Source organism: Bradyrhizobium arachidis (genome assembly GCF_015291705.1).
In the GTDB taxonomy this organism is placed as follows: Bacteria; Pseudomonadota; Alphaproteobacteria; order Rhizobiales; family Xanthobacteraceae; genus Bradyrhizobium; species Bradyrhizobium arachidis.
The window spans coordinates 9,167,810-9,191,031 of the sequence record NZ_CP030050.1; the positions used below are offsets into that span (position 1 = coordinate 9,167,810).

At 65.2% G+C, this 23,222-nt stretch carries 21 protein-coding genes and 1 tRNA gene; 10 read left to right on the forward strand and 12 right to left on the reverse strand.

The genetic code is table 11. The features are described 5' to 3' along the window. Positions 1 to 130 precede the first annotated feature (130 nt). On the forward strand, positions 131 to 2,035 hold the full coding sequence (locus WN72_RS43340; protein ID WP_167380776.1) for a sensor domain-containing diguanylate cyclase: 1,905 nt from the start codon (positions 131 to 133) through the stop codon (positions 2,033 to 2,035). A gap of 13 nt (positions 2,036 to 2,048) precedes the next feature. On the opposite strand, the gene WN72_RS43345 is transcribed toward WN72_RS43340, so the two are convergent. Then, complete coding sequence (locus WN72_RS43345) at positions 2,049 to 5,297, reverse strand: autotransporter domain-containing protein (RefSeq protein WP_167380775.1); 3,249 nt, start codon at positions 5,295 to 5,297, stop codon at positions 2,049 to 2,051. Between the two features lie 311 nt (positions 5,298 to 5,608). Between WN72_RS43345 and WN72_RS43350 the strand changes: the two genes are divergently transcribed. Both WN72_RS43350 and WN72_RS43355 read left to right on the forward strand, forming a co-directional pair. Further along, positions 5,609 to 6,640: a helix-turn-helix domain-containing protein gene (locus tag WN72_RS43350; protein ID WP_092215535.1), complete on the forward strand. Its 1,032-nt coding sequence runs from the start codon at positions 5,609 to 5,611 to the stop codon at positions 6,638 to 6,640. A 57-nt stretch (positions 6,641 to 6,697) separates the two neighbouring features. Then, positions 6,698 to 7,345, forward strand: a complete 648-nt coding sequence (locus WN72_RS43355) for an HAD family hydrolase (protein WP_092215533.1) — start codon at positions 6,698 to 6,700, stop codon at positions 7,343 to 7,345. Between the two features lie 59 nt (positions 7,346 to 7,404). Here the strand turns inward: WN72_RS43355 and WN72_RS43360 are convergent, their stop codons facing one another. From WN72_RS43360 to WN72_RS43385, 6 genes are all read right to left on the reverse strand, one after another. Then, complete coding sequence (locus WN72_RS43360) at positions 7,405 to 8,373, reverse strand: ABC transporter ATP-binding protein (protein ID WP_027562128.1); 969 nt, start codon at positions 8,371 to 8,373, stop codon at positions 7,405 to 7,407. After that, positions 8,370 to 9,365, reverse strand: a complete 996-nt coding sequence (locus WN72_RS43365) for an ABC transporter ATP-binding protein (RefSeq protein ID WP_027562127.1) — start codon at positions 9,363 to 9,365, stop codon at positions 8,370 to 8,372. The genes WN72_RS43360 and WN72_RS43365 overlap by 4 nt, the downstream gene beginning before the upstream one ends. Next, complete coding sequence (locus tag WN72_RS43370; RefSeq protein WP_027562126.1) at positions 9,365 to 10,282, reverse strand: ABC transporter permease; 918 nt, start codon at positions 10,280 to 10,282, stop codon at positions 9,365 to 9,367. The genes WN72_RS43365 and WN72_RS43370 overlap by 1 nt, the downstream gene beginning before the upstream one ends. Continuing rightward, on the reverse strand, positions 10,248 to 11,207 hold the full coding sequence (locus WN72_RS43375) for an ABC transporter permease (RefSeq protein WP_092215531.1): 960 nt from the start codon (positions 11,205 to 11,207) through the stop codon (positions 10,248 to 10,250). The genes WN72_RS43370 and WN72_RS43375 overlap by 35 nt, the downstream gene beginning before the upstream one ends. A 30-nt stretch (positions 11,208 to 11,237) precedes the next feature. Further along, positions 11,238 to 13,028 carry a peptide ABC transporter substrate-binding protein gene (locus WN72_RS43380; RefSeq protein WP_027562124.1) on the reverse strand — a complete coding sequence of 597 codons (1,791 nt, stop codon included), beginning with the start codon at positions 13,026 to 13,028 and terminating at the stop codon, positions 11,238 to 11,240. Positions 13,029 to 13,290: 262 nt separating this feature from the next. Beyond that, entirely contained in the window at positions 13,291 to 14,709 is a 1,419-nt protein-coding gene (locus tag WN72_RS43385) for a M20 family metallopeptidase (RefSeq protein WP_027562123.1), read from the reverse strand. A gap of 284 nt (positions 14,710 to 14,993) precedes the next feature. Here WN72_RS43385 and WN72_RS43390 point away from each other — a divergent pair, with 284 nt between their 5' ends. From WN72_RS43390 to WN72_RS43400, 3 genes are all read left to right on the forward strand, one after another. After that, positions 14,994 to 15,965: a S1C family serine protease gene (locus tag WN72_RS43390; protein ID WP_027562122.1), complete on the forward strand. Its 972-nt coding sequence runs from the start codon at positions 14,994 to 14,996 to the stop codon at positions 15,963 to 15,965. 22 nt (positions 15,966 to 15,987) lie between these two features. Next, positions 15,988 to 17,058 carry a carboxylesterase family protein gene (locus WN72_RS43395; RefSeq protein ID WP_092215529.1) on the forward strand — a complete coding sequence of 357 codons (1,071 nt, stop codon included), beginning with the start codon at positions 15,988 to 15,990 and terminating at the stop codon, positions 17,056 to 17,058. Between the two features lie 83 nt (positions 17,059 to 17,141). Beyond that, entirely contained in the window at positions 17,142 to 17,348 is a 207-nt protein-coding gene (locus WN72_RS43400) for a hypothetical protein (protein ID WP_027562121.1), read from the forward strand. A 95-nt stretch (positions 17,349 to 17,443) separates the two neighbouring features. Here WN72_RS43400 and WN72_RS43405 read toward each other — a convergent pair whose 3' ends face one another. The 3 genes from WN72_RS43405 to WN72_RS43415 form a co-directional block, all read right to left on the reverse strand. Beyond that, positions 17,444 to 18,103, reverse strand: a complete 660-nt coding sequence (locus tag WN72_RS43405) for a DsbA family protein (RefSeq protein WP_167380774.1) — start codon at positions 18,101 to 18,103, stop codon at positions 17,444 to 17,446. Positions 18,104 to 18,326: 223 nt separating this feature from the next. Further along, positions 18,327 to 18,776: a PaaI family thioesterase gene (locus WN72_RS43410; RefSeq protein ID WP_092215527.1), complete on the reverse strand. Its 450-nt coding sequence runs from the start codon at positions 18,774 to 18,776 to the stop codon at positions 18,327 to 18,329. Positions 18,777 to 18,779: 3 nt separating this feature from the next. Beyond that, the gene (locus tag WN72_RS43415) at positions 18,780 to 19,208 is read right to left on the reverse strand and encodes an acyl-CoA thioesterase (RefSeq protein ID WP_092215525.1); all 429 of its coding nucleotides are present in this window, start codon (positions 19,206 to 19,208) and stop codon (positions 18,780 to 18,782) included. A 118-nt stretch (positions 19,209 to 19,326) separates the two neighbouring features. On the opposite strand from WN72_RS43415, the gene WN72_RS43420 reads away from it, so the two are divergent. Further along, a complete protein-coding gene (locus WN72_RS43420; RefSeq protein ID WP_092215523.1) occupies positions 19,327 to 19,875 on the forward strand; it encodes a TetR/AcrR family transcriptional regulator in 549 nt (182 codons plus the stop codon). A 61-nt stretch (positions 19,876 to 19,936) separates the two neighbouring features. Here WN72_RS43420 and WN72_RS43425 read toward each other — a convergent pair whose 3' ends face one another. Further along, positions 19,937 to 20,425, reverse strand: a complete 489-nt coding sequence (locus tag WN72_RS43425; RefSeq protein ID WP_092215521.1) for a hypothetical protein — start codon at positions 20,423 to 20,425, stop codon at positions 19,937 to 19,939. 213 nt (positions 20,426 to 20,638) lie between these two features. On the opposite strand from WN72_RS43425, the gene WN72_RS43430 reads away from it, so the two are divergent. Both WN72_RS43430 and WN72_RS43435 read left to right on the forward strand, forming a co-directional pair. Further along, on the forward strand, positions 20,639 to 20,908 hold the full coding sequence (locus WN72_RS43430; protein WP_092215519.1) for a PsiF family protein: 270 nt from the start codon (positions 20,639 to 20,641) through the stop codon (positions 20,906 to 20,908). Positions 20,909 to 21,009: 101 nt separating this feature from the next. Then, complete coding sequence (locus WN72_RS43435) at positions 21,010 to 22,095, forward strand: AbrB family transcriptional regulator (protein WP_092215517.1); 1,086 nt, start codon at positions 21,010 to 21,012, stop codon at positions 22,093 to 22,095. Between the two features lie 146 nt (positions 22,096 to 22,241). Here WN72_RS43435 and WN72_RS43440 read toward each other — a convergent pair whose 3' ends face one another. Further along, positions 22,242 to 22,784, reverse strand: a complete 543-nt coding sequence (locus WN72_RS43440) for a disulfide bond formation protein B (RefSeq protein ID WP_092215515.1) — start codon at positions 22,782 to 22,784, stop codon at positions 22,242 to 22,244. Between the two features lie 158 nt (positions 22,785 to 22,942). On the opposite strand from WN72_RS43440, the gene WN72_RS43445 reads away from it, so the two are divergent. Then, positions 22,943 to 23,027 (forward strand) — tRNA-Leu (locus WN72_RS43445). Positions 23,028 to 23,222 lie beyond the last annotated feature (195 nt).

A 23,222-nucleotide genomic window follows, 5' to 3' on the forward strand; every position in this document is an offset into this window, starting at 1 on the left:
CTTCGACCACAACTTGTCGCAATGTCGGAGATTGTCTCCGGTCGAATACGGCTCCGCACAATCATCATGGATGTTGCAACAGGCCGTTAAGGCCAAGGTGAGAGGTTTGCGCCGATTTGGAGCAAACCTGATGGTCACCAGCCGCGAACTCGGCAAGACGCGCCTTCCGCTCTGGGCGGCGGGCTTCGTCGTGCTGATCTGCGCGGCGATCCTCGGCTTGAGCGCCTGGCGCGAATGGGAGGCGCGCGATGCCGAGCTCAGGAACGCCGAGATCGATGTTGCCAATCTGGCGCACTCGCTGATCCAGCATGCCGACGATACCTTCGAGCTCGCCGATACGATCCTGGTCGGGCTGGTGCACCGGCTCGAGCTCGACGGGACCGGCCCGGACACGATCACCAAGCTCCAGACCTACCTGCCGACCCGCAAATCATCGGACCGCATTCGCGGCATCTTCGTCTATGACGAGACCGGCCGCTGGCTCGCCACGACCGAGCATGTCGATCTCTCCAGGTTCAACAACAGTGACCGCGACTACTTCCGGCAGCACCGCGACTCCCCGGCCAAGGGCACGCTGATCGGGCGGCCGATCAAGAGCCGCGCCGGCGGCCAGTGGATTATCACGGCCTCGCGGCGGATCGACCATCCCGACGGCAGCTTCGCCGGCGTCGCCCTGCTCACGATCGACGTCGCCTATTTCATGAAGTTCTACGAGCGGTTCGACTTCGGGCCGAACGGCTCGGCGTCGCTGCTGAACAATAGCGGCATCATGCTGGCGCGCAGCCGCGACGAGAGCGGCGCCTACGTCGGACGCGACCTGTCCAATGCTCTCTTGTTCAGGGATTGGGAAAACCGTCCCGCGGCGGCCGTCTACTATTTCAAGTCACCGCTCGATGGCGTGCAGCGGCTGAGCTACTACCAGCGCAGCAGCCGCTATCCCCTGATGGTGCTGGCGAGCAAGTCGCAGGACGACGTGCTGGCGCCCTGGTGGCGCGCGGCCGCCACGCGCATGACCTTCGTCCTCGGCCTCGTCCTGCTGATCGCGGTGATCGGCGTCTACCTGGTGCGTCAGCTCCTGCAGCGGCAGCGCATGGCCCAGGCCCTGATCGCCAAGGAGGCGAATTTCCGACTGTTGGCCGAGCAATCGAGCGACATGGTGACCCGGATCGGCCTGGACAACCGGCTGCTCTATGTCTCGCCGGCGTGCGTGCGCATCACCGGCTGGTCCGCCGAGGAGCTGCTGGACACCTCATCGCTCGCCGGCATTCACGCAGACGACATGGAACGGGTCGAGCAGGCCATCGCCGCACTGAAGAGCGGCGAGGCCGAGGAGGCCCGGTTCGTCTACCGCCAGCGTCATCGCGACAACGGCGAGATCTGGGCCGAGGCGGCGCTGCACGTCACCCTGGCGTCGGATAGCGGAGAGATCGACGGCGTCGTCGCGGTGGTGCGCGACATCACCGAGCAGAAGGATCTTCAGGACAAGCTCGCCTCGCTGGCAACAACCGACGGCCTCACCGGCCTCGCCAACCGGCGCGCGTTCGACGAACGCCTCGCCGAGGATTGGGCGCGCGCCCGGCGCGACGGCGCGCAGCTGTCGCTCCTGCTGATCGATGTCGACCATTTCAAGAAGTTCAACGACCATTACGGACATCTGGCGGGCGACGGATGCCTGCGGTCGCTGAGCCGGATTCTGTCGGCCTACGCGAGGCGCCCGGCCGACCTCGCGGCGCGCTACGGCGGCGAGGAATTCGCCCTGCTGTTGCCGAACACCGGCCCGGACGGCTGCGCCGAGGTCGGTGAGGGGATTCGCCAGGCGCTGCACGATCTCGCCATTCTGCATGCGCAGAATCCGCCGTCGCGGCTGGTGACCGCGAGCATCGGCGCCGCGACGAGCTTGCCCGCCCAGACCGCGATGGACTGTAGCGCGCTGGTCGCGGCCGCCGACCGCGCGCTCTACGCCGCCAAGGACAATGGCCGTGACCGGCTGGTGATGACGGGCAAGGTCGTGCCCTGGCCCGCGAAGAGCGCGTGACGGGATCGACCGCTCACCAGGCGTAGCGGACGCTGCCCTTGCCCGCATAGCTGCGCGTGACGTTCGAGAACTCGCCCTCGAAACTCGCCGCCGCCGACCAGCCGCTCAGCCAGTTCATCTCCATGGAAGCGGTGGTGAGCGCGGACTCTCGCGCTTGCGCCGCACCGTTGACGACGAAGCTTGCGCCCGGCAGCGCCTGGAACGTTGCGGCGACCGCGCGATCCGGATTGAAATCGTGTGCCCACGCAAGCCGGCCACGGAGGCTCAGCACGCCGCCCTGCACGGCGAGAGATTTGTCGGTACGGAAACCGAACTCACTGCGGGTGTCGGTGACGCTCTTCGCAGCGTAACCCAGTGCGAACGCCGACGAGCCGGAGACGACCTGCTCGGCATAGGCCGGCAGATCGAACGTCGTGAACTGCGCCGCACCATAGGGTGTGATACCGATGCCGCCAATCCACGGCGCGACGTAGCGATAGCCACCTTCGACACGGCCGGACCAGGCATTGGCATTGAACTCGGCGCGCAAACGATCGGCTCCGGAGATCGTCACCGTACGATCGGTGGTGATGTCCTGCCAGCCATAGGCCAGCGCGGCGGAGAGGTAGACCGGGCCGTTCGCATGGCGCAGATATGCGCCGGCCTGGAACAGGTCGGAGCGGCCGGAGCCGAGACCGTTCACGCCGAAGCTGGTGCCACCGCCGGCGAGCGCGAAGCCGAGCAGCGTGCTCGGCGAAAGCCGGTAGTCGGCACCGACCGCAGTTCCGGCGATACGGCTCGTCATATCGTTCGAGCCGGTCACGGCGTTGCCGTCGGTCGATTGCGAACCGCCGAAGCCCGCGGCCCACACGCTCCAGCGCGGCGCAAACGTCTGCGGATCCTTGGTGACCATCGCAAATGCATCGGTGCGCCTGCGTGCGGCGTAGGCGCTCACCTGATCCTCCTCGGCAAAGCCGGCCGCGCCATTCGCCGAACTCGGCTCGCCACCTCGCTGCGCGAGGGGATCGGTGAGCAGGCCCACGAACTGGCCCATGGCGCTGAACGTGGTCTGCTGCGAGGACGTTCCCGACTCGCCGGAAGCTAGCGTCAGGCCCGTCGCCGTCATACCGCCATAGACTAGCGGGATGCCGCCGTTGACGTTGAAGGAATTGACCAGCGCGTTCGCCACCGCCTGCTGGTTGCCGTTCAGGCCGGAGTTCGGCGGCGGGACGAAGGCAAGCGACAGATTGAGATAGACGTTGTTTGCGTCATAGCCGAGATCGGTCCTGAAGTTCGCCGGCAGATTGCCATTGGCAACCGTCGAAGCGAAGGTGCCGGAAATGCCGCCGCTCGCGCTGAGGATGGTGTACCTCTTCTCGATGTAGCTGCCGGCCGCGAACACCGCGTTCACGGTGGCACCGCCGAGCGTCGCGCTCCCCGTGACCGTCGCATAAGACGCCGTCGACGGATTGACATGGACCTGATAGAGCGCGCCCGATTGCAGGGCGAGGTTGCCGACAATGCCGGTGGAACTGCCCGGCGCGCCGTTGCCCGGCGCGAATGTGCCGCCGCCAGCAATCGTCACCGTCAGCGGATCAATGGTGCCAGCCCCCATCAGCACGCCGCCGGAATTCACCGTCACCGCCGAGGTGCCGGTGATCGTTCCCTCGACGTCGAGTACGCCGCCGTTCACGGTGGTCGCACCACTATAACCGTTGGTGCCGAGCAGCATGGTGAGGCCGGCCGTCGTCGTCAGGCTCGCAGTGCCGCCGACGCCGTTGAGGATGCCGCCGGTGGAGATGATGGGTGCGTTCAGGTTGCCGTTCCGGATCGTACCGCCATTGAGGCCGACCGCGCTCTGGGTTTGCGTCGTGCCGCCCAGGTCCAGCGTGGCGCCGCTGTTGACGGTCGTCGATCCGCCGACGTCGCCCAGCGTGCCGGCGCCGCTCAGGGCGAGCGTGCCGCCGTTGATGATGGTGCCGCCGGTATAGGTGTTGGCGCCCGTCAGCGTCAGCGTGCCCAGCCCGGTCTTTGTCAACGATCCCGTATTGATGATCTGGCCCGACAATGTCGCATTGAAGCCGTTGGTATCGATCGTGCCGCCGCCGGCCAGCAGGGAGATCGTCCGCGCGCTGTTGAAAGCACCAGTGAATTGCAGCGTACCGCCATTGAAATTGATGTATTGCCCGAAGCCCAGCGCCGAGAGCGCCGCATCGCTGGCCACCGAGAGTGCCCCACCCGCCGCGACGATGACGTTCGGGCCAAGAAAGGCGGTACCGACATTGCCGTTGTCCACAATGGGAATGGATGCCGAGGTGACAATCGTGTTGGTCGCGGTATCCAGCACATAGAACCCAAGCCCGGTCGTAATGTATGCGCGGCTGCCGTCGGGGGTTACGGTCACCCCGATACTTGGGCTTGACAAAGCCACAGTTGCGATCACGGAGTTCGTCGTCGCATTGATAACCACGAGCTGATTGGACTGGGTGGTCACATAGATCCTTGAACCATCGGGGCTTACCGCAACGCTCAACGGGAATCCGGTGACCGGAACGGTCGCGACGACCGATTGCGATCCCGTGTCGATCACCGAAACGGAACTGCCGGATTGATTGGCCACGTAAATCCTGCTGCCGTCGGGTGACGGGGTAATGCCGTACGGCGATAGTCCGACCGCGATTGTGCCTATCACAGCTTTCGACGCGGCATCGATGATCGAGACGCTGTTGGAGCCTGCATTGGCGACATAGATTCGAGTCCCGTCCGGCGAGACCGCAATCCCATGGGGATCCGTAACTACCGCAATGGGGGAGCCGACCACGTGATTGGTCGCGGTCGAGATGACGGAGACCGAACTGCCTGTGGTGAACGCCACGTAAAGGCTCGAGCCATCCGCGCTGAGGGCCAACGCAGTGGCGCCCCCACCGACGGGAATGGTCGCGACAACATTCCGGCTGACGACGTCGATGACAGCGACTTCGCTGCTTCCGTATGTGACAACATAAGCGAAACGGCCATCGGGCGAGAACACGGCGTTCTGGGGATATAAGCCGGTCGCAATGGCCGATCCGATCGGAGCGTTGGTCAGGGTGTCGAACTCAAGCACCTGCCCGGGCGCGCTGTTGATTGCGGTCCAGATCCCGTAATTGTCGATCTGCGCCCGGCTCGCCGAGGTCGCGCCGAGATACGGCAGGACCACGACTGCGAGCATCCGCCAGGCGCGCGCTTGCCCGGTGCGCCTTCGTCTGCGCCGGCGCGCTTGCGAACAACCGACGCTCTTCATTCCCACTTCCAACCGCACGCGGCACCCCATTCCGGACGGCGCAGCCCCCGCGTGGCGGCGCCGGCATTCAATCGGCGAACGGACCTCCTAGCAGGCCTGCCCGAGGCGTGATGTGCCCTACGTCTCAGGGCGATAAAATCGGTGCGGATTCCGCACGACCTATGCCAAATCCGTCGCGCGGCCTTGCCAACGTCGCTTGCGCACCGATTTCCGAATGGCTACATCCCGGGCGATGTTGGTGTGCCGCCGGTCTTCGAATATCGAATTTATGCGGTCCTGCCTCGTCGTGAGATGATGCAGGCGGTACGGACGTGAACGAGAGTATGCTGGCGGACATCCCCGGGCGCGGGGCGAGCGCGCTGAAGCAGTTGCGTGCGATGACGGCCGACATCTGCGACGTCATTCCGCTCACCGCGGAAGACGATTTCCATGTCACCACCGCGACGATGATGACCCGCAACGCGTTGCTGATCGATACGCGTGCGAGCGACCAGGAATACGACCGGACGCCCGCGCACGTCGCCCGCGGCGCGATGGATCACTTTCAGATGACCCTGTGCGTTGAAGGCGAGATGCAGTTCAGCTCCGGCCGGCGCGAAGTGACGCTGCGGCCTGGCGACATCGTTCTGATCGACATGGCGCAACCCAACCGAACGGTGCTTCGCGGCGGCGGCAGCCGCACCCGCATGATGACGATCATCCTGCAACGCGCGATGCTGGCGCCGCGGCTCGCACATCCGGATTCGGCCACGGCAACCTTGTTGCCGTCAAACCATCCTCATGCACGCCTGCTCGCCAGCCATTACGCGGCGCTTGCACTCCCGCCCGATCCCGAGGCCGGCAGCGCCGAGGCCACGATCGAGGCGATCGCCGACATCGTTGCCGCGGCCGCCGGCGGTGCGGCCGACATCGCGGCAGGCGTCGAACGGGCCGAACGGCATCTTTATCTTTCGGTGATCAAGCGCCGCATCGCGGACAATCTCGAGACCGACGTGCTGACCGCGGGCGAGCTTTGCCGCCACTTCCAGATCTCACGCGCGACCCTCTACCGGCTGTTCGAGGCCGATGGCGGGCTTGCGCATTACGTGAGGGAGCAGCGGCTCAATCTCGCTTTCCGCCAGCTGATATCGCCGTCCGCGGAGGACACCCGGCTGATCGACCTAGCCGTCGGCATGCGCTTCAGCAGCGACTCCACCTTCATCCGCGCATTCCGCCGCAAATTCGGCCTGACGCCGGGTGAGCTGAGGGAGCAGGCCGATACATGGCTGCGCGAGACCGGAGCGATCCCGGCCATCGACACGGTGCTGCACCAACTGGCCCGGCGCAGCAGCTCGGAGCCGTAGAGACGGCGCGGATTTGTCCCCTGTGCGTAGTCGGGATATGACCGCGATCACGGCCGGATGCTCGGCCAACCCGAGAGTGTTGCCGTGGCTGACGTTATCAAGCTTGTCCTCTTCGACATGGACAATGTCCTCTGCGACTACGACAGGACAAAGCGCGTCGCATGTCTTGCGGCGCTTGCGGGGACCAGCAGCGAATCGGTTCACGAGGCGATCTGGGACAGCGGCTTCGAGGCGCTCGGCGACTCCGGCGCGCTCGATGCGACGGATTATCTGCGAGGCTTCGGCGAACGCATGGGCTATCCGCTGTCGCTCGAGGAGTGGGTGGAGGCGCGGCGCCGTTCGATGCAGGCCGACCACGCGATGCTGGAGATTGTCCGCCGTCTGCGCGACACCGTCGACATTGCCGTCCTGACCAACAACACCACGCTGGTCGCCGACCATATCGACACGCTGCTGCCGGAATTGCGCCCGCTGTTCGGCTCCCGGATCTACACCTCGGCCCAATTCGGCGCAGCGAAGCCGGACCCGCGCTGCTATCGCCTCTGCCTGTCGGAGCTCAAACTAGAGCCGGAGGCAGTCTTGTTCGTCGACGATCTCCCGGCCAATGTCGCCGGCGCGCGCGAGGCAGGCCTGTTCGCGCATCATCACACGTCGGTGGAGGCGTTCAGGCAGCTCCTTTCGGAATATGGCCTGCTTCATGGATGAATATGCGTAGGGTGAGCAAAGGCGCGTACGCGTTGGCGCCACCGTACGGGTTCATCGCATTACGCCAGATGACACGCCACGAAATGCCCGCCCGCTCCTTCCTTCAGCTCGGGCGCGCTTTCGGCGCAGCGCGGCTGGGCGATCGGGCAGCGGGTGTGGAAGTGACAGCCTGACGGCGGCTTCATCGGGCTCGGCACGTCGCCCTTGAGGCGGATGCGCTCGCGCTTGAGCTTTGGATCGGGCACCGGCACCGCCGACAACAGCGCCCTGGTGTAGGGATGCTGCGGATGGCGGTAGAGGTCGCTGGCTTTCGCCAGCTCGACGATGCGGCCGAGATACATCACCGCGACCCGGTCGGAGATGTGCTCGACCACTGACAAGTCGTGCGCGACGAAGAGATAGGTCAGGTTCAGCTCGGCCTGGAGGTCCTCCAAGAGGTTGATGACCTGGGCCTGGATCGAGACGTCGAGCGCGGAGACCGGCTCGTCGCAGACGATCAGCTTCGGCTCGACCGCGAGCGCGCGCGCAATCACGATGCGCTGGCGCTGGCCGCCGGAGAATTCGTGCGGATAGCGGCGCATGTGCTCGGCCTTGAGGCCGACCTTCACGAGCAGGGCCGCGACGCGCTCCTCGCGCTCCTTGGCGGAGGATGCGAGATTGTGGATGGTGAAGGCCTCGCCGAGGATGGCGCCGACCGTCATGCGCGGATTGAGCGAGGCGAACGGGTCCTGGAACACCAGCTGCATGTTCCGCCGCATCGCGCGCAGATCGCTGCCGCCGAGCTGGCGCACGTCCTGGCCGTCGAAAGTGACCTCGCCGTCGGTCGGCTCGATCAGGCGCAGCACGCAGCGTCCCGTCGTCGACTTGCCGCAGCCGGATTCGCCGACGAGCCCCAGCGTCTCGCCGCGATTGACCGAGAACGACACGCCGTCGACCGCGTAGACGGTGCCGACCTGGCGCGACAGCAGGCCGCCGAGCACGGGGAAGTGTTTCTTCAGGCCGCTGACGCGCAGCAAGGGCTCGCTCATGCCGCGCCTCCCAACTGTGTATCCCCAAGATGACAGGCCATGCGGTGGCCGGGCGCGACCTCGCGGAGCAGCGGCTCTCTCTCGATGCAGACGTTCATGGCAAACTTGCAGCGCGGCGCAAAGCGGCAGCCGACCGGCGGATTGATCAGGATCGGCACCGAGCCGCCGATCGCCTCGAGCCGCGTCTTGTGCTCGCTGTCGAGATCGATGCGCGGGATCGAGCGGATCAGGCCTTGCGTATAGGGATGGCGGGGATCGGCGAAGAGATCATCGACGGGAGCCTCCTCCACCACCTTGCCGGCATACATCACGACAACGCGCTGCGCGGTCTCGGCGACGACGCCCATGGCGTGGGTGATCAGCATCACCGCCATGCCGAAACGCTCCTTCATGTCCTGAAGCAGATCGAGGATCTGCGCCTGGATGGTGACGTCGAGTGCGGTGGTGGGCTCGTCGGCGATGATCAGCTTCGGCTTGCAGGCGAGCGCCATCGCGATCATCACGCGCTGACGCATGCCGCCGGAGAACTGGTGCGGATAGTTGTGCACGCGGCCTTCGGCGTTCGGGATCTGCACCAGCTTCAGCATCTCGATGGTGCGCTCGAGCGCCTGCTTCTTGGTCACCGCCTCATGGCGGCGCAGGCTCTCGGCGATCTGCTCGCCGATGGTGAGCACCGGGTTGAGCGAGGTCATCGGCTCCTGGAAGATGAAGCCGATCTCCTTGGCGCGGATCTCGTCGAGCTGGCTGCTCGTCAGCGGCACCAGGTCGCGGCCCTCGAAGATGATCTGGCCCGCCGCGATACGGCCCGGCGGCATCGCGATCAGCTTCAGGATCGACATCGCGGTCACGGTCTTGCCGCAGCCGGACTCGCCGACGACGCAGAGGGTCTCGCCGCGGTTGATCGAGATGTCGACGCCGTCGACGGCCTGGAGGATGCCGTCGTCGGTGGAGAAATGAGTTTTGAGCCCTTTGATTTCGAGCAGCGGCGCCATCAGATCACCCGTCGCGCATCGAGCGCGTCACGCAGACCGTCGCCGATGAAGTTGATGGCGACCACGGCGATGAAGATCGCGCCGCCCGGAAACAGCGCCCAGTGCGGGCCGATGTCGAGAAAATCCTTGGCGTCGAACAATAGCCGGCCCCAGGTCGGGGTGTCCGGCGGGAAGCCGAGGCCAAGGAAGGACAGCGTCGATTCGGCGATGATGGCGGCCGCAACGTCGATCGTGCCGGCGATGATCACGGGCCCGACCGCATTGGGCAGGATGTGTCGCACCACCTGCCGCACCGGGCTCGCGCCGAGCGCGCGCGCCGCCTCCACGAACTCCTTCTCGCGGATCGACAGGAACTGCGCGCGCACGAGGCGGGCGACCGGCATCCAGCGCAGGCCGCCGATGACGAGCACGATCAGGATGAAGATACCGCCCTCGGGACCGAACATCGACTTCAGCCCGTCGCGGAAGAGATAGATGAGCAGCAGCAGCAACGGCAGCTGCGGCAGCGACAGGAACAGGTCGGTGAGCCACATCAACCCGTGCCCGAGCGCACCGCGGGACATGCCGGCGAGCGCGCCGATCAGCGTGCCGATGACCACCGAGACCAGCATCGCGGCGAGCCCGACCGCGAGCGAGATCCGCCCGCCATAGATCATGCGGGCGAGGATGTCCTGGCCGAGATCGTCTGTGCCGAAGGGATGCGCGAGCGAGGGCCCCTGCAAACCCGCCACGATGTCGATCTCGTTGATCTTGATACGCCAGATGAAGGGGCCGACGACGACAGCCAGGATCAGGATGAGGAGCAGGAAGGCGCTGACCACGGCGAGCTTGTGGCGGCTGTAGCGCCGCCACGTCTCGCGCCAGGGCGAGTAGACGCCCCGCTCAGCGGAGGGAGATGCGAGGGTCAAGCCAGCCATACAGGACGTCCGCGATGAGGTTGAACAGCACCACGAGGCACGCGAAGACGAAGGTGACGGCCATCACCACCGGCGTGTCGTTGGAAAGGATGGAGGAGATCAGCAGCGAGCCAATGCCGGGAATCCGGAAGATCTGCTCGGTGACGATGGCGCCGCCGAACACCGCCGGCATCTGCAACGCGATCAGCGTCACGACCGGGATCATGGCGTTGCGCATCACGTGCTTGACGATGACCTTGGTCTGGCCGAGGCCCTTGGCGCGCGCCGTGGTGACGTAGTCGAGGCGGATGACGTCGAGCATCGCCGAGCGCACGAAGCGCGTCATCGATGCCGCCTGGAACAGGCCGAGCACCGCCACCGGCATGATCGCCTGGCGGATCATCTCCAGCACCCAGCGGATGCCGGTCGCCTTGATGTCGGTGGTGTAGACGAAAGGCAGCCAGTCCAGCGTGACCGAGAAGATCAGGATGAACAGGATGCCGGTGAAGAAGGTCGGCAGCGAGAAGCCGACGAAGGCGAGCGTGTTGGCGATCTGGTCGAACAGCGAATAGGGCTTGGTCGCGGCGTAGACGCCGACGGGGATCGCGATCAGCAGCGCCAAGATCTGCGCCGAGCCGATCACGTAGAGCGTCGCCGGCAGGCGCTGGAGGATGAGCTGATCGACGTTCATCCGGCTGACGAAGGAGAAACCCCAGTCGCCATGCAGCATGGCGGAGAGCCAGCTCAGGTAACGAAGGTAGATCGGATCGTCGAGGCCGAACTTGGCCCGAAGCGCGGCCTGCACTTCGGGCGGCACGTTCGGGTTCGTCGCCAGCTCCGAGAAGGGATCTCCCGGCGCCAGCGCCAGCACCACGAACAGGACGACCGAGATTCCGAGCAGGCTCGGAATCGCGATCAGGAGGCGACGCAGGACATACTGACTCATGAAAGAAGGACCCCGCCTAGCTGCGCGTGATCATTCCTCGCGGTACCAGTCGTGCAGATTGTCGGTTTCGTTGGCCCATCCGCTGATGATCGGACGCAGATTGTTCGCCGCCGCCTCCACCTTCAGCCGATGCTGCACCGGGATGAACACGGTGTCCTGGTACATGAGATCGTTGGCCTTGATGTAGAGCGCCGCGCGCTTGACCGGATCCATCTCGCTTTCGGCGGCATCGATGGTCGCGTCGTAGTCCTTGTTGACCCACCGCGGGAAGTTCGTGCCCTGCCACTTGTTTTCCTTGGTAGCGACGAGAGTCGACAGATAGCGGCGCATGTGCTGCGCCGGATCGGGCTGGCTCAGCGGGATCTGGAACATCTCGAGGTCGGCGTAGAAATGCGCATAGGTATCGGGATTGGCGACGTCGGAGGAGAAGAACACGGACGCGACAACCGATTTCAGCTCGACGTCGATGCCGGCCTTCTGGCAGGCCTGCTTGACGATCGCCTGGGTCTTCTGGCGCGGGCCGTTGATCGAGGTCTGGTACAAAAGCTTCAGCTTCTTGCCGTCCTTCTCGCGGATGCCATCCGCGCCGGGCTTCCAGCCGGCATCGTCGAGCAGCTTCGAGGCCTTCTCGATGCTGAACTCCCAGGTGGTGTTCTTGGAAACGAACTTCTCGGGACCGTTGAGGAAGTTGGCGGTGGTGCGGCCGGCGCGGCCGTAGATCGCCTTTTTGACGGACTCGCGATCGACCAGCAGCGACAGCGCCTTGCGCACCGCAGGGTCGGACAGCAGCGGATGCTTGGTCTTCATCGACGAGCGCTCGCCGTCGACCTCGGTGTTCGGATCGGTGAAGTTGAGCGCGATGAACTCGGTATCGCCGCCCACGGCGTAGATGGTCTTGCCCTTGCCGCCCTTCTCCAACCGCAGCAGCACGTCGTCCTCGACCTGGATGTTCCATCCGAAGTCATATTCGCCGGTCTGGATCACCGCGCGCGCCGCCGAGACGGCGTCGCCGCCGCCCTTCATCTCGACCGTGTCGAAATAAGGCCGGGTCGGCATGTGGTAATCGGGATTGAGCTGGCCGCGGACGAGATCGCCCGGCTTGAACTCGACGAACTTGTAGGGGCCGGTGCCGACCGGCGAGAGGTTGGTCGGCGCCTCGCGCGACTTGGCTCCCTTGTAGTCGGCGAAAAGATGCTTCGGGATGATGGTGTTGGGAGCACCGACGAAGGCGTCGGCCCAGAACGGCGTCGGCTTGTTGAAGAGGATCCGGACCGTGAGATCGTCCACCTTCTCGACGGTGATGTCGCGATAGGTTCCGATCGTCAGCGCGGAGGTCGCCGGGTCCTTGGCATATTCCCAGTTGAACACGACGTCGTCGGCGGTGAACGGCTTGCCGTCGTGCCACTTGACGCCGGGCTTGAGCTTCCAGGTTACCGATTTGCCGTCAGCGGCCAGCCCGCCGTTCTGGATCGACGGGATCTCGGCTGCGAGAACCAGCTTCATGTTGCCGTCCGGATCCCAGCAGGCGAGCGGCTCATAGAACAGGCGCGAGCCATCCTGGTCCTTGGTGCCGGTGGCAAAATGCGGATTGAGCAAGGTCGGGCCCTGCCACCACAGCAGCTTCAGCGCTCCGCCGCCGCCGCGCTTGGTCGGCTTGTAGACCTGCGGGCCTTCCGCCATGGCGACACCGCCGAGCGCGAGGATCTGGTTGGCGAGGGGCGCGGTGAGGCCGACCGCAGCCATGCGCTTGATGAAGGCGCGGCGATCCATCCGCCCGTCCTTCACATCGCCGATCATCGAACGCAGTTCTTTATCCAGCATGGTTGTCCCCCGTCTGGTTCCCGGTATGGATGCAGGCGACCGCGAGCGGCCGCCGGGTTTGGCTGGCGGTAGATGGCACACCGAATAGGCTGCGCGTCAACTCCGACTGTGTGTATGCGAACGGTGTTCTGGCTGTCTGTTGGGCAAAACTGCGTTCCACAGCCCAGGCGTTCGGCAAACCGGCGTCAAAATACGCCGGATTCCACGTTGCACTGCGAAAAATTTGTTCGCCGGATCAGACGAAGTATCGAGACGAAATTTTCTACACCACGGACATATCGAGCGGCGGCGCGACGTGGTCCGGCAGCGGGCAGACATAGGGCGTCTTGGTGGTCCGCTTGGTGAGGTCCGCTTTCGCGGCCTTGATCAGCTCCGGCTCCGTCAACGCCTTGATGCCGAGGCCCGCCATCGCCTTGGCCGCCTGCACCATGGCCTTGTGCGCGTGCGGGCTCTTGCCCTGCGCCACGACTTGCCAGGTGTGGAACGGGGTGCCGATTGCAACCGTCGGTGCGTGAACCTGCACGGTCGGCACCACCCAGCTCACATCGCCGACGTCAGTCGAGCCGACAAGCGGGTTGCGCTTGGCATCGAGCGGCACCAGGAAATCGGCCAGCGGCCGATCTGTCGGGTCCATGCCGATCGCGTAATAGACCGAAGCGATGTCCTTGTCGCTCAGCGTCGCGCGGATCTGGCTGGCAAAGCCCTTGTCCGTATCGTCGAAATGCGGAGGCCCGAGCTCCTCCATCACCCGATGCAGCGCCTGCTCCAGCGGTGCGTTCGGCAGGATGTTGGAGACCGCCGAGATGATCTTCATCTCGACCTTGGTCTCGGTCATCAGCGCTGCGCCCTGGGCAATCTTGTTCACGCGCCCGACCAGCTCGTTCATGCCGGGCAGATCGCGGGCGCGAATCGAATAGCGCACGCGTGCGTGGGCCTGCACCACGTTGGGCGCGATGCCGCCGGTGTCGAGCAGCGCGTAATGCACGCGCGCATCGCTCGGCATGTGTTCGCGCATGTAGTTCACACCGACATTCATCAATTCCACCGCATCGAGCGCGGAGCGGCCGAGATGGGGCGAAGCCGCAGCATGCGAGGTGCGGCCGGTGAAGATGAAGTCGGCGCGGGTGTTTGCGAGCGACGGCGTCACCGCGACTTCCCAGAAGCTGTGCGGATGCCAGGTGATGGCGATGTCGGCATCCTCGAACGCGCCGGAGCGCACCATGAAGGCCTTGGCCGCGCCGCCCTCTTCCGCCGGGCAGCCGTAATAGCGCACGCGGCCCGGCACCTTGTTCTCGGCGAGCCAGTCCTTGACCGCGGTCGCGGCGAGCAGCGCGGCGGAGCCGAGCAGATTATGTCCGCAACCGTGACCATGGCCGCCGGTTTCGATCGGACGGTGTTCCGCAACGCCCGCCTCCTGGCTGAGGCCGGGCAGCGCGTCATATTCGCCCATGAAGGCGATGACGGGACCGCCCTCGCCCCATTCGCCCATCAGCGCGGTCGGAATGCCCGCAACGTTCTCGGTGATGCGGAAACCCTGGTGACGCAGCTCGGCGAGATGCTCGGCGGCGGACCGCGCCTCGGTGTAGCAGACTTCGGGCATGCCCCAGACCTTGTCGCTGAGGTCGATGAAACGCCCCTTGATCGTGTCGATGCCACGCCAGATGTCGCTGCGGTTGTCCATTGCTTCGGTCCGTGATCCCTTGGTCAAACGAAGCGGCAATGGTTATCAGCTTCATTGCAGGCCGCCTAGCACCTCGTCGGACAGCAGCCATGCGGCCGGTGCCGGAGCGCACCACCGGTCGCGTGCAAGCCGTGTTTCCGTGCCTTTCGAAGAATTCACGCCGCGTTTTCCGGAATAGTTGAGGTCAAGTCTTTTAAGATGACCATCGTCGGCCTAGATTACCGGTACTTCGCGCGCCCTCGCTTGGCGGCGACGGGACCGCGCTCGCAGATCAGGAGACCTCCATGGCCGTTCTAACCGAATGGAGAGTGCCGCCGGCCAACCAGCCGCGTGCGAGCGATTACGGTTTCGATCTCGACCGCACGCTCGGCTCCGTCGTCGGCCTGCACGCCATCATCCCGCCGGACGCTTTCAGCGCCGAAACATTGGGCACCGAACGCGCCGGCAACGGCGTCGTGATCGACGACGGGTTGGTGCTGACCATCGGCTATCTCATCACCGAGGCGGAATCGGTGTGGCTGCATCTTGCCGACGGGCGCGTCGTCGAAGGGCATGTACTCGGCTTCGATACCGTCACCGGCTTCGGCCTCGTGCAGGCGCTCGGCAAGCTCGATATCGAGCCCCTGCCGCTCGGCAGCTCGGCCGACACCCGCATCGGCGACCGCGTCGTGGTCGGCGGCGCCGGCGGGCGCACGCGCTCGGTCGCCAGTCAGATCGTCGCCAAGCAGGAATTCGCCGGCTATTGGGAATATCTGCTGGACGAGGCCGTCTTCACCTATCCCGCGCACCCGAACTGGGGCGGCACGGCGCTGCTCAACGAGCGCGGCGAATTGATCGGCATCGGCTCGCTCCAGCTCGAACGCGAGCGCGAGGGCAAGGCCGAGCACGTCAATATGATCGTTCCGATCGATCTCTTGAAACCGATCCTCGAGGACTTACGCAAGTTCGGCCGTGTCAACAAACCGGCACGGCCGTGGCTCGGGCTCTACTCGACCGAGATCGACAACCGCGTGGTGGTGATCGGGATCTCCGCCAACGGCCCGGCCGCGCGCGCCGAGCTCAAGACCGGTGACGTCATCCTCGCCGTCGACGGCGAGAAGGTCAGGAGCCAGACCGGCTTCTACAAGAAGATGTGGGCGCTCGGCGCCGCCGGCGTCGATGTACCGCTCACCGTGCATCATGAAGGCGTCACCTTCGACGTCACCGTGACCTCGACCGACCGCTTCAAGCTCCTGAAGGCGCCGAAGCTGCATTGATCCCACGCTTGAGGGCGCTTTGATGAGCGAGGCCGTGATCGACGACATCGTGGCCGCGCTGCCGCCGCTGCTCAATGCGCTTGAAGCACTCGGCTTCTTCCAGCGGCATTTGCATCCGCCGGCCTTCGCGTCGGTGATGAATGCGATCGGCACGCCGGACGAGGCGCTGCAAACGGCACACGGTGCGATCGGAGAATGGCCCGAGCAGTTCGCCGGGCTGCGCGAGCGGCTCGATCGCGCCTGCAACGAGACGCTCGCCGCCTTTGCCGGAATCCGCGATGTCGAGCGTGGCAATGGCGATCTCGTCGCGGTCTTCCGCGCGCTGCGCCACGTCCCGCGCGCGCTGGAGGCGCTGTATCCGCTGGCGGCGCAGTTTCCGCCGGTGAGCAGCTTCTTCCTCAACACCGCCAATCGCGAGAATGACGATCTGCTGTCGCGGCTCGAAGGCGGCGCGGGCGACGACATCGGCATCTTCCACGATCATAACGAGCCCGGCAGCCGCGGCGGCTTCTCGGTCTATGTGCCCGAATACTACACGCCTGATCGGGCCATACCGCTGGTGATGGCGCTGCATGGCGGCAGCGGCAACGGCCGCGGTTTTCTCTGGAGCTGGCTGCGCGACGCGCGCAGCCTCGGTGCGATCCTGGTGGCACCGACCGCGACCGGCCCGACCTGGGCGCTGATGGGCGACGATTCCGACACGCCGAACCTGATGCGCATCCTCGAGACGGTACGCAGCCGCTGGAGCATCGATGCCTCGCGCCTGCTGCTGACCGGCATGAGCGACGGCGGCACCTTCTGCTACGTCACCGGCCTCGATGGCGCTTCGCCCTTCACGCATCTCGCGCCGGTGTCAGCGACGTTCCATCCGCTGATGGCGGAGATGGCGGATGCCGCGCGCCTGCAAGGCCTGCCCATCTTCATCACCCACGGCAAGCTCGACTGGATGTTTCCGGTGCAGACCGCCCGCCAGACGCAAGCTGCGCTATCGGCGGCGGGCGCCCATGTCAGCTATCGCGAGATCGATGATCTCAGCCACACCTATCCGCGCGAGATCAATGCGGAGCTGGTGGAGTGGCTGAATGGAGGATGAACGATCTCTCCTTACATGCGCCGCATCGCCGCGGAACCATCACTCCGGGCCGACGTTATCGCCCGTCACCGGAGGTTCGCAAAATGCAGACTTTTTTTGGAATGATCCTGGGCGCGCTGCTGCTCGCGTGCGGCGTCTATGCCTATGACTCCATGCAGACGTCCTCGGTCGCCAACGGCGAGGTCGCGGCCACCAACCGCACCATCGTGAACTGGGACGTCGCGAAGGCCGATTGGGACGCGCTGCGTGATCGCGCGCACAAGGACTGGGTCCGAATCTCGTCGAAGTAATTTCGGCGAAGTCATCTCGACCTGCCAAATATGAACAAGGCGCCGTCGCGGGTCCGCGGCGGCGCCTTTGCGTTGGCTGCGATCGATACGCCGGCTCAGTTCATCTTGGCCTTGCGGGCGTCGGCAATGACCTGCTCGAACTCGTTCATGCTGAGCACGCCCGGCACGCGGTACTTGCCGACGATAAACGACGGCGTGCCGCGGAAACCGAAAGCTTCCGCCTGCTCGTTGTTGCGCTTGAGGATGGCGTCGATGTCCTTGGCATGGTCGGTGAGATCGCGCTTGAGGCGGTCCATGTCGACGCCGGCGGCGGCCAGCAGCTCGTTGATGCGCGGCTCGGTCAGGCGGGAGCTGACGCCCATCATGGCGTCATGCGCCTGGTGATACTTGTCCTGGAATTTCGTCGCGAGCGCGATACGCGCCGCGGTGACCGAGACCGGCCCGAGGATCGGCCAGTCCTTCATCACCAGCCGCACCTTGCCGTCGTCCTGGACCACCTGGCGCAGCTCGGGCTCGAGCTTGCGGCAATAGGGACAATTGTAGTCGGACCACTCGACGATGGTGATGTTGCCGTCGGGATTGCCGGCGACCGGCGTGTCGGGATCGCGCAGCACCTTGGTTTCGGTCAGGACCTCGTCATCGTCGGCAGCCGCCAGCGCCGAGGTGATCCCGCCCGCTGCAAGGGCACCCGCCCCGATCAGCGTCAACGCGGTGCGCCGCGTCGCCACGAGGCCCTTCTTGCCAAATCCAGTCATATCTCGTCCCGTTTCGGTCCGATCCCGCAACAATACGCCCCGGGGCCGGGAATTGTTACGGGTCATATAGAACGCCGCGGGCGCGATGTCATCGCCGCGCCATGCGCAAATCACGTCCGGCACTAGAGCATGATCCGGAAAAGTGCGCAGCGGTTTTACGTAAAGATCATGCTCAAACAATTACCTAAAGCGCGATGACGATTCATCCTGATCTCATCGCGCTTTAGGCCGCCACGCGCGGCAGCATCGCCATCAAGGTCCCGGTCATGGTGGCGATCAGCGTGGTCTTGCCCTCGTGCTCGGCAAAGGCTTTAGCCTCGCAGAAGGTCAGCGTGCGGCCGGGCTTGACCACCTCGGCCTTGAAGACGAAGCGCGTACCGCGGGCGGGCGCGAGCAGCGTGGTCTTGAACTCGACGGTCAGGATATCCGCCTCGGACGGCATCAGGGTGAAGGCGGCAACGCCGCAGGCATTGTCGAGGCCCGCGGTGATGATGCCGGCATGGATAAAGCCGTTCTGCTGCGTCAAAGCCGGCGCGTGCAGCATTGCCAGCTCGACCTCGCCCGGCGCGAGACGTACGATCGCGATGCCGAGCGTGTGCATCGCCGGCTGGCCCTCGAACATGGCAATGGTCGCTGCGCGATAGCCCGGATTTCTCGGCTCGAATGCGGTCATGGCTCAGGCCTCAACCGGTTCGGCGAGATGCCGCAAAGCGACCCCGCGGATCGCATCCTCGAACGGCGCCGATTTGCGCTGGCGGCGATCCATGTGCACACCCGTGATCTCGCAAGTTGCGGCGATCTCGCCGGTCTCGGCATTCGTCATGTCATGCCGGAAGCGGATCGACTTGTCGCGGACCTCGAGCAAGTGGCTGCGGATCTCGACGATGTCGCCGGCGAGCAGCTCGCGCTTGTAGGTGATGTTCTGCTGCACGGCGGCCATGCCGCGGCCGGAGGAGCGCAGGTAGCTCGGCGTCAGCCCGAGGCGGGCGAACAGATTCCAGTTAGCCTCGTCGAACTTGCCGACATACCACATGATGTTCATGTGGCCGACGTGGTCGCATTGCCACGGATACACCGTGCCGCGATAGGTCGCCTCCTGCTCCATCGCAATGTCTCCCTGCCCGTTTTCTTTCCGCCTTATTGGCTGATTGATACGGTAGCGTATCAGGGCGCCGTCGCGTTAGCAATACGGCACCGTATCAAGAACCGGTGAGGCTGATTTCATGAGCGATGGCAAGGGCGACGTCTGGGTCGAGGCAGGGTTTGCCGAGCTCGCCCGCTCGGGGGTCGAGGGTGTCAGGGTCGAGGTGCTCGCCAAGAATCTCGGCGTCACCAAGGGCGGCTTCTACCGCCGCTTCGCCGATCGCGCCGCGCTGCTCGATCTCATGCTGGAACGCTGGCGCGAGGGACGCGCAGCCTCGATCGCGCAGCAGACCAGCCTGGACGGCGAGGCGCCGCGCGAGCGGCTGAAGGCGGTGATCCAGCTCTATTCGGAGCGTCTCAATCCGGAGGGCATCGCGATCGAGCTCGCGATCCGGCAATGGGCCCGCTCGGACGAGAATGCGGCGGCGGCGGTGGCGAGCGTGGATGCGGTGCGGCTGAAGCACGTGGCCGAGCTCTATCGCGCGACCGGCCTTGCGACGGAGGAGGCCGAGGCGCAGGCCTTCCTGTTCTACTGCTTCATCTTCGGCCAGAGCCTCTTGTTCGTCGAGCGCGGCCCGCGCAAGCGGTCGCAGCTGGTGGCGAAATCGGCGGAGAAGCTGCTGGATTAGGCGCGAGAGGCCCAAGCAGAATGGCCGGAGCGTTGCTCCGGCCATGGCATCAATTCGAAGCTCAGGCAGCGCCCTTCAGCTTCTTGTTGCATTCGCTGTAATAGCCGCCGCCCTTCTCGATCCACTTCATGCCGCCATTGCCGTTGGTGGCCTTGTTGGCGTTGTACTGGTCGACGCAGGTGTGCAGCCGCGCCTTGCCGGCGGTCTCCTTGGAGTATTTCGGATCGACCGCATTCGGATAGATCGCAGGTCCCGCCGGCAGGGTCGGCGCGGCGGGAGCGGCTTCCTTCTTCGCCTGCTTCGGCTCGGCGGGGGCGGCGGGCGCAGCCGGAGCGGCCGCGGTCGGCGCCGCAGCGGGGGTCGCGTCCGCGCCGCACTGGGCCTTGCGGAAGTCATTCCACTTCATGGTGCCGAGCGAGCCGTCCTTCTTGGCGGCCTGATATTTCGCGCTGCACTCCTGCGAGGTCAGCGCCTGCGCCGGCGCGCCCGCCGCCAGAACGGCAAAGCCCGACACCGCAATCGCACACAGCAATTTCGATTGATTGGTCATCCCTGGATCTCCTCCTTGGTCTTCCCTTGGTCGTTCCCTGGGGAAGCGAAACGAACATTGCTATCCTAGCGTGCCGCCCGCTTGCGACAAGGAAGCGATGGCGCCGGCCGCCAAAATATAGTGATGACGCCGTTCAAATTATTCATGTCGCGTTCAGCAACACGAGCCGACGTTCGCAGCCCTTCGCCATTCTCGCAAGAAGAGTGCAACACCATGACCTTCACGACCCGCCTCGCCGTCGTCGCTCTCGCCTCCCTGCTCGCTTCCGGCACCGCGTTCGCACAGACCGCCGCGCCGGCCGCCAAAACCGAAGCCACCACCACCGACAAGAAGGCGCCGAAGGAGCACTCGGCCGAGTCGCTGGAATGCTCCAAGCAGGCCGACGCCAAGGGCCTGCACGGCAAGGAGCGCAAGAAATTCCGCTCCGAATGCATCAAGACCGCGAAGGCCGGCACCGCCGCCCCCGCCGCCGACAAGAAGTAAATCCGTCACAATACGGCTCGCGAACACCGGTGGGAGACGCGCGCATTGCGGCATGACGAGCCTGCAATTGTGCGCCTCCCGCTGATTTGCGATAAGGTGGCGTGAAGCAAATCACCACCTCCCTGCCGTTCGAATGGCCGAGCCGTGCCAAGCTCTTGAGCACGGTGGAGACGCTCGTCATCGGCACCGCCGGCGGCCTCATGTTTCTGCTCGCCGGCCTTCCCGGCGGGCTGATCTCGGGCTCGATGATCGCGGTCGGCATCGCGGCGATCGCCGGCCGCCAGCTGTCCCTGCCGCCGATCCTGACCCAAACGGTCCTCGTGCTGCTCGGCATCTCGCTCGGCTCCGTGGTCTCGCGCCATCTGATCCAGCAGGTCAGTGCCTATCCCTTCACCATCGGTCTGCTCGCGCTCGCCACCTTCTGCTCGACCTTCGGCTCGAGTTATTACCTCCAGCGCATCCATGGCTGGGACCGCACCTCGGCCTTCCTCGCCGGCAGCCCCGGCGCGCTGTCGCAAATCACGATTTTGGCGGTCGAGCGCGGCGCCGACCTGCCGGGCATCGCCGTGGTGCAGACCATGCGCGTCATCATCCTCACCGCGGCACTGCCGATGGTGCTGGCGATCGCGGGCGTCGCGCCCTCCGCCGCACCGACGCTGACGACGACGATCGCCTCGCCGCTCGACCTCGTTGAGCTGGTCGCAGCCTCGCTGGCCGCCGCGCTTTTGTTGCGGCTGGTCAAGTTTCCGGCGAGCTGGATGTTCGGCGCGATGATCGCCTCCAGCGTGCTGCATGGCGCGGGCTGGGTCGAGGGCGGCCTGCCGAACTGGGTGCGCGGGGTGGCGCTGATCGGCATCGGCGCGCTGATCGGCAGCCGCTTCGCGCGGATGCGGATCAAGACGCTGGCCGGCCACATCAACGCGGCGCTCGGCTCGTTTGCCGTCGCGATCGCCGTCTCCGCGATCTTCGTCGGCATCGTCGCGCTCACCACGCAGGTGAAGTTCTCCGACGTCGTCGTCGCCTTCGCGCCGGGCGCGATGGACGCGATGCTGGCGCTGGCGCTCACCCTGCACATCGACCCGATCTTCGTCGGCGCCCATCACCTCTCGCGCTTCGTGTTCGTCACGATCGCAACGCCCGGCATCGTGCACCTGTTCGGCCGCACGCAGGACGATGTGGATGATTGACGGGGCACAGCTCACGTAGCGGAGCACAGCTCTCGTAGGGTGGGCAAAGGCGCACCAGCGCCGTGCCCACCATTTTACTCCGTATCGCTGGGAGATCGTGGGCACGCTTCGCTTTGCCCACCCTACGGCAGCTATGACTACGGCGGCTACGCGCGCTTCGCCGTCCGCACAAATCCCCATGCGGCGATCGCAGCCATCAAGAGCGAGATCAGCACGTTGTAGCCGGCGAGCGAAAGGCCGAGGAAACGCCACTGCACCTCGTCGCAGCGCACCACCTTCACGGTGTCGAGCTTCGACAGCAGATCGGCGGCGCTGCCGAGATTGACCACCGGACCGGAGCAGTCGGTCGGTCCCTGCCAAAAGCCCCATTCGACGCCGGAGTGGTAGGTGCCGAGCCCGGCATTGGCGAGCGTCGCCAGAGCGAGAATGGCGAGCCCCGCGAGCAACAGCGGCCGCGGCGCACCGCACCGCGCCGCAAGCGCCGTCAGCGCGCCGAGCGGGATCGCGAGGTAGTAGGCGTAGCGCTGCTCCAGGCACAGCGGACAGGGCAGGATCTCCAGCACGAGCTGGAAGAACCAGGCGCCTGCGATGGTCGCCGTCGCGATCAAGGTGACCAGCACCGAGGCGGTCAGCGCGGGACCGGCGCTGTTCTGCCTGAACGCAGCTATTGCGGCACTCTGGGTCGTCACGGCAGCCTCTTCTCGACGGGTCGCGTTTGAAGGCTGTAACCCCGGCCCATGCGGCTGTCGAGAACGGCCGGGATCACTTTGGCGCGGGTTGACCTCGCTTTGTCCATGGCTATAGTCCGCCGGCTTCGCGACGCCCTCCCTGGAGGGGCCGACCGAGGGCCCCTGTGGCGGAACTGGTAGACGCGCTCGACTCAAAATCGAGTTCCGCAAGGAGTGCTGGTTCGATTCCGGCCAGGGGCACCAACTAGGCTGTTCAAGCCCGTTCTAAAACGTCCGCAACCGTTCGCGCAGTGTCCGGAAACCCTTGAAAAATAGGCCTTTCCACGTACATTCCGGTTCGTCACCGTTTGTTCTCCTCCGATCCCAGCCGCCCGATTTGCTGGTATTTTTGCTGGTATCGGGAGAACAAACGTTCACGGCGACTTTCGCTTTTCCGAA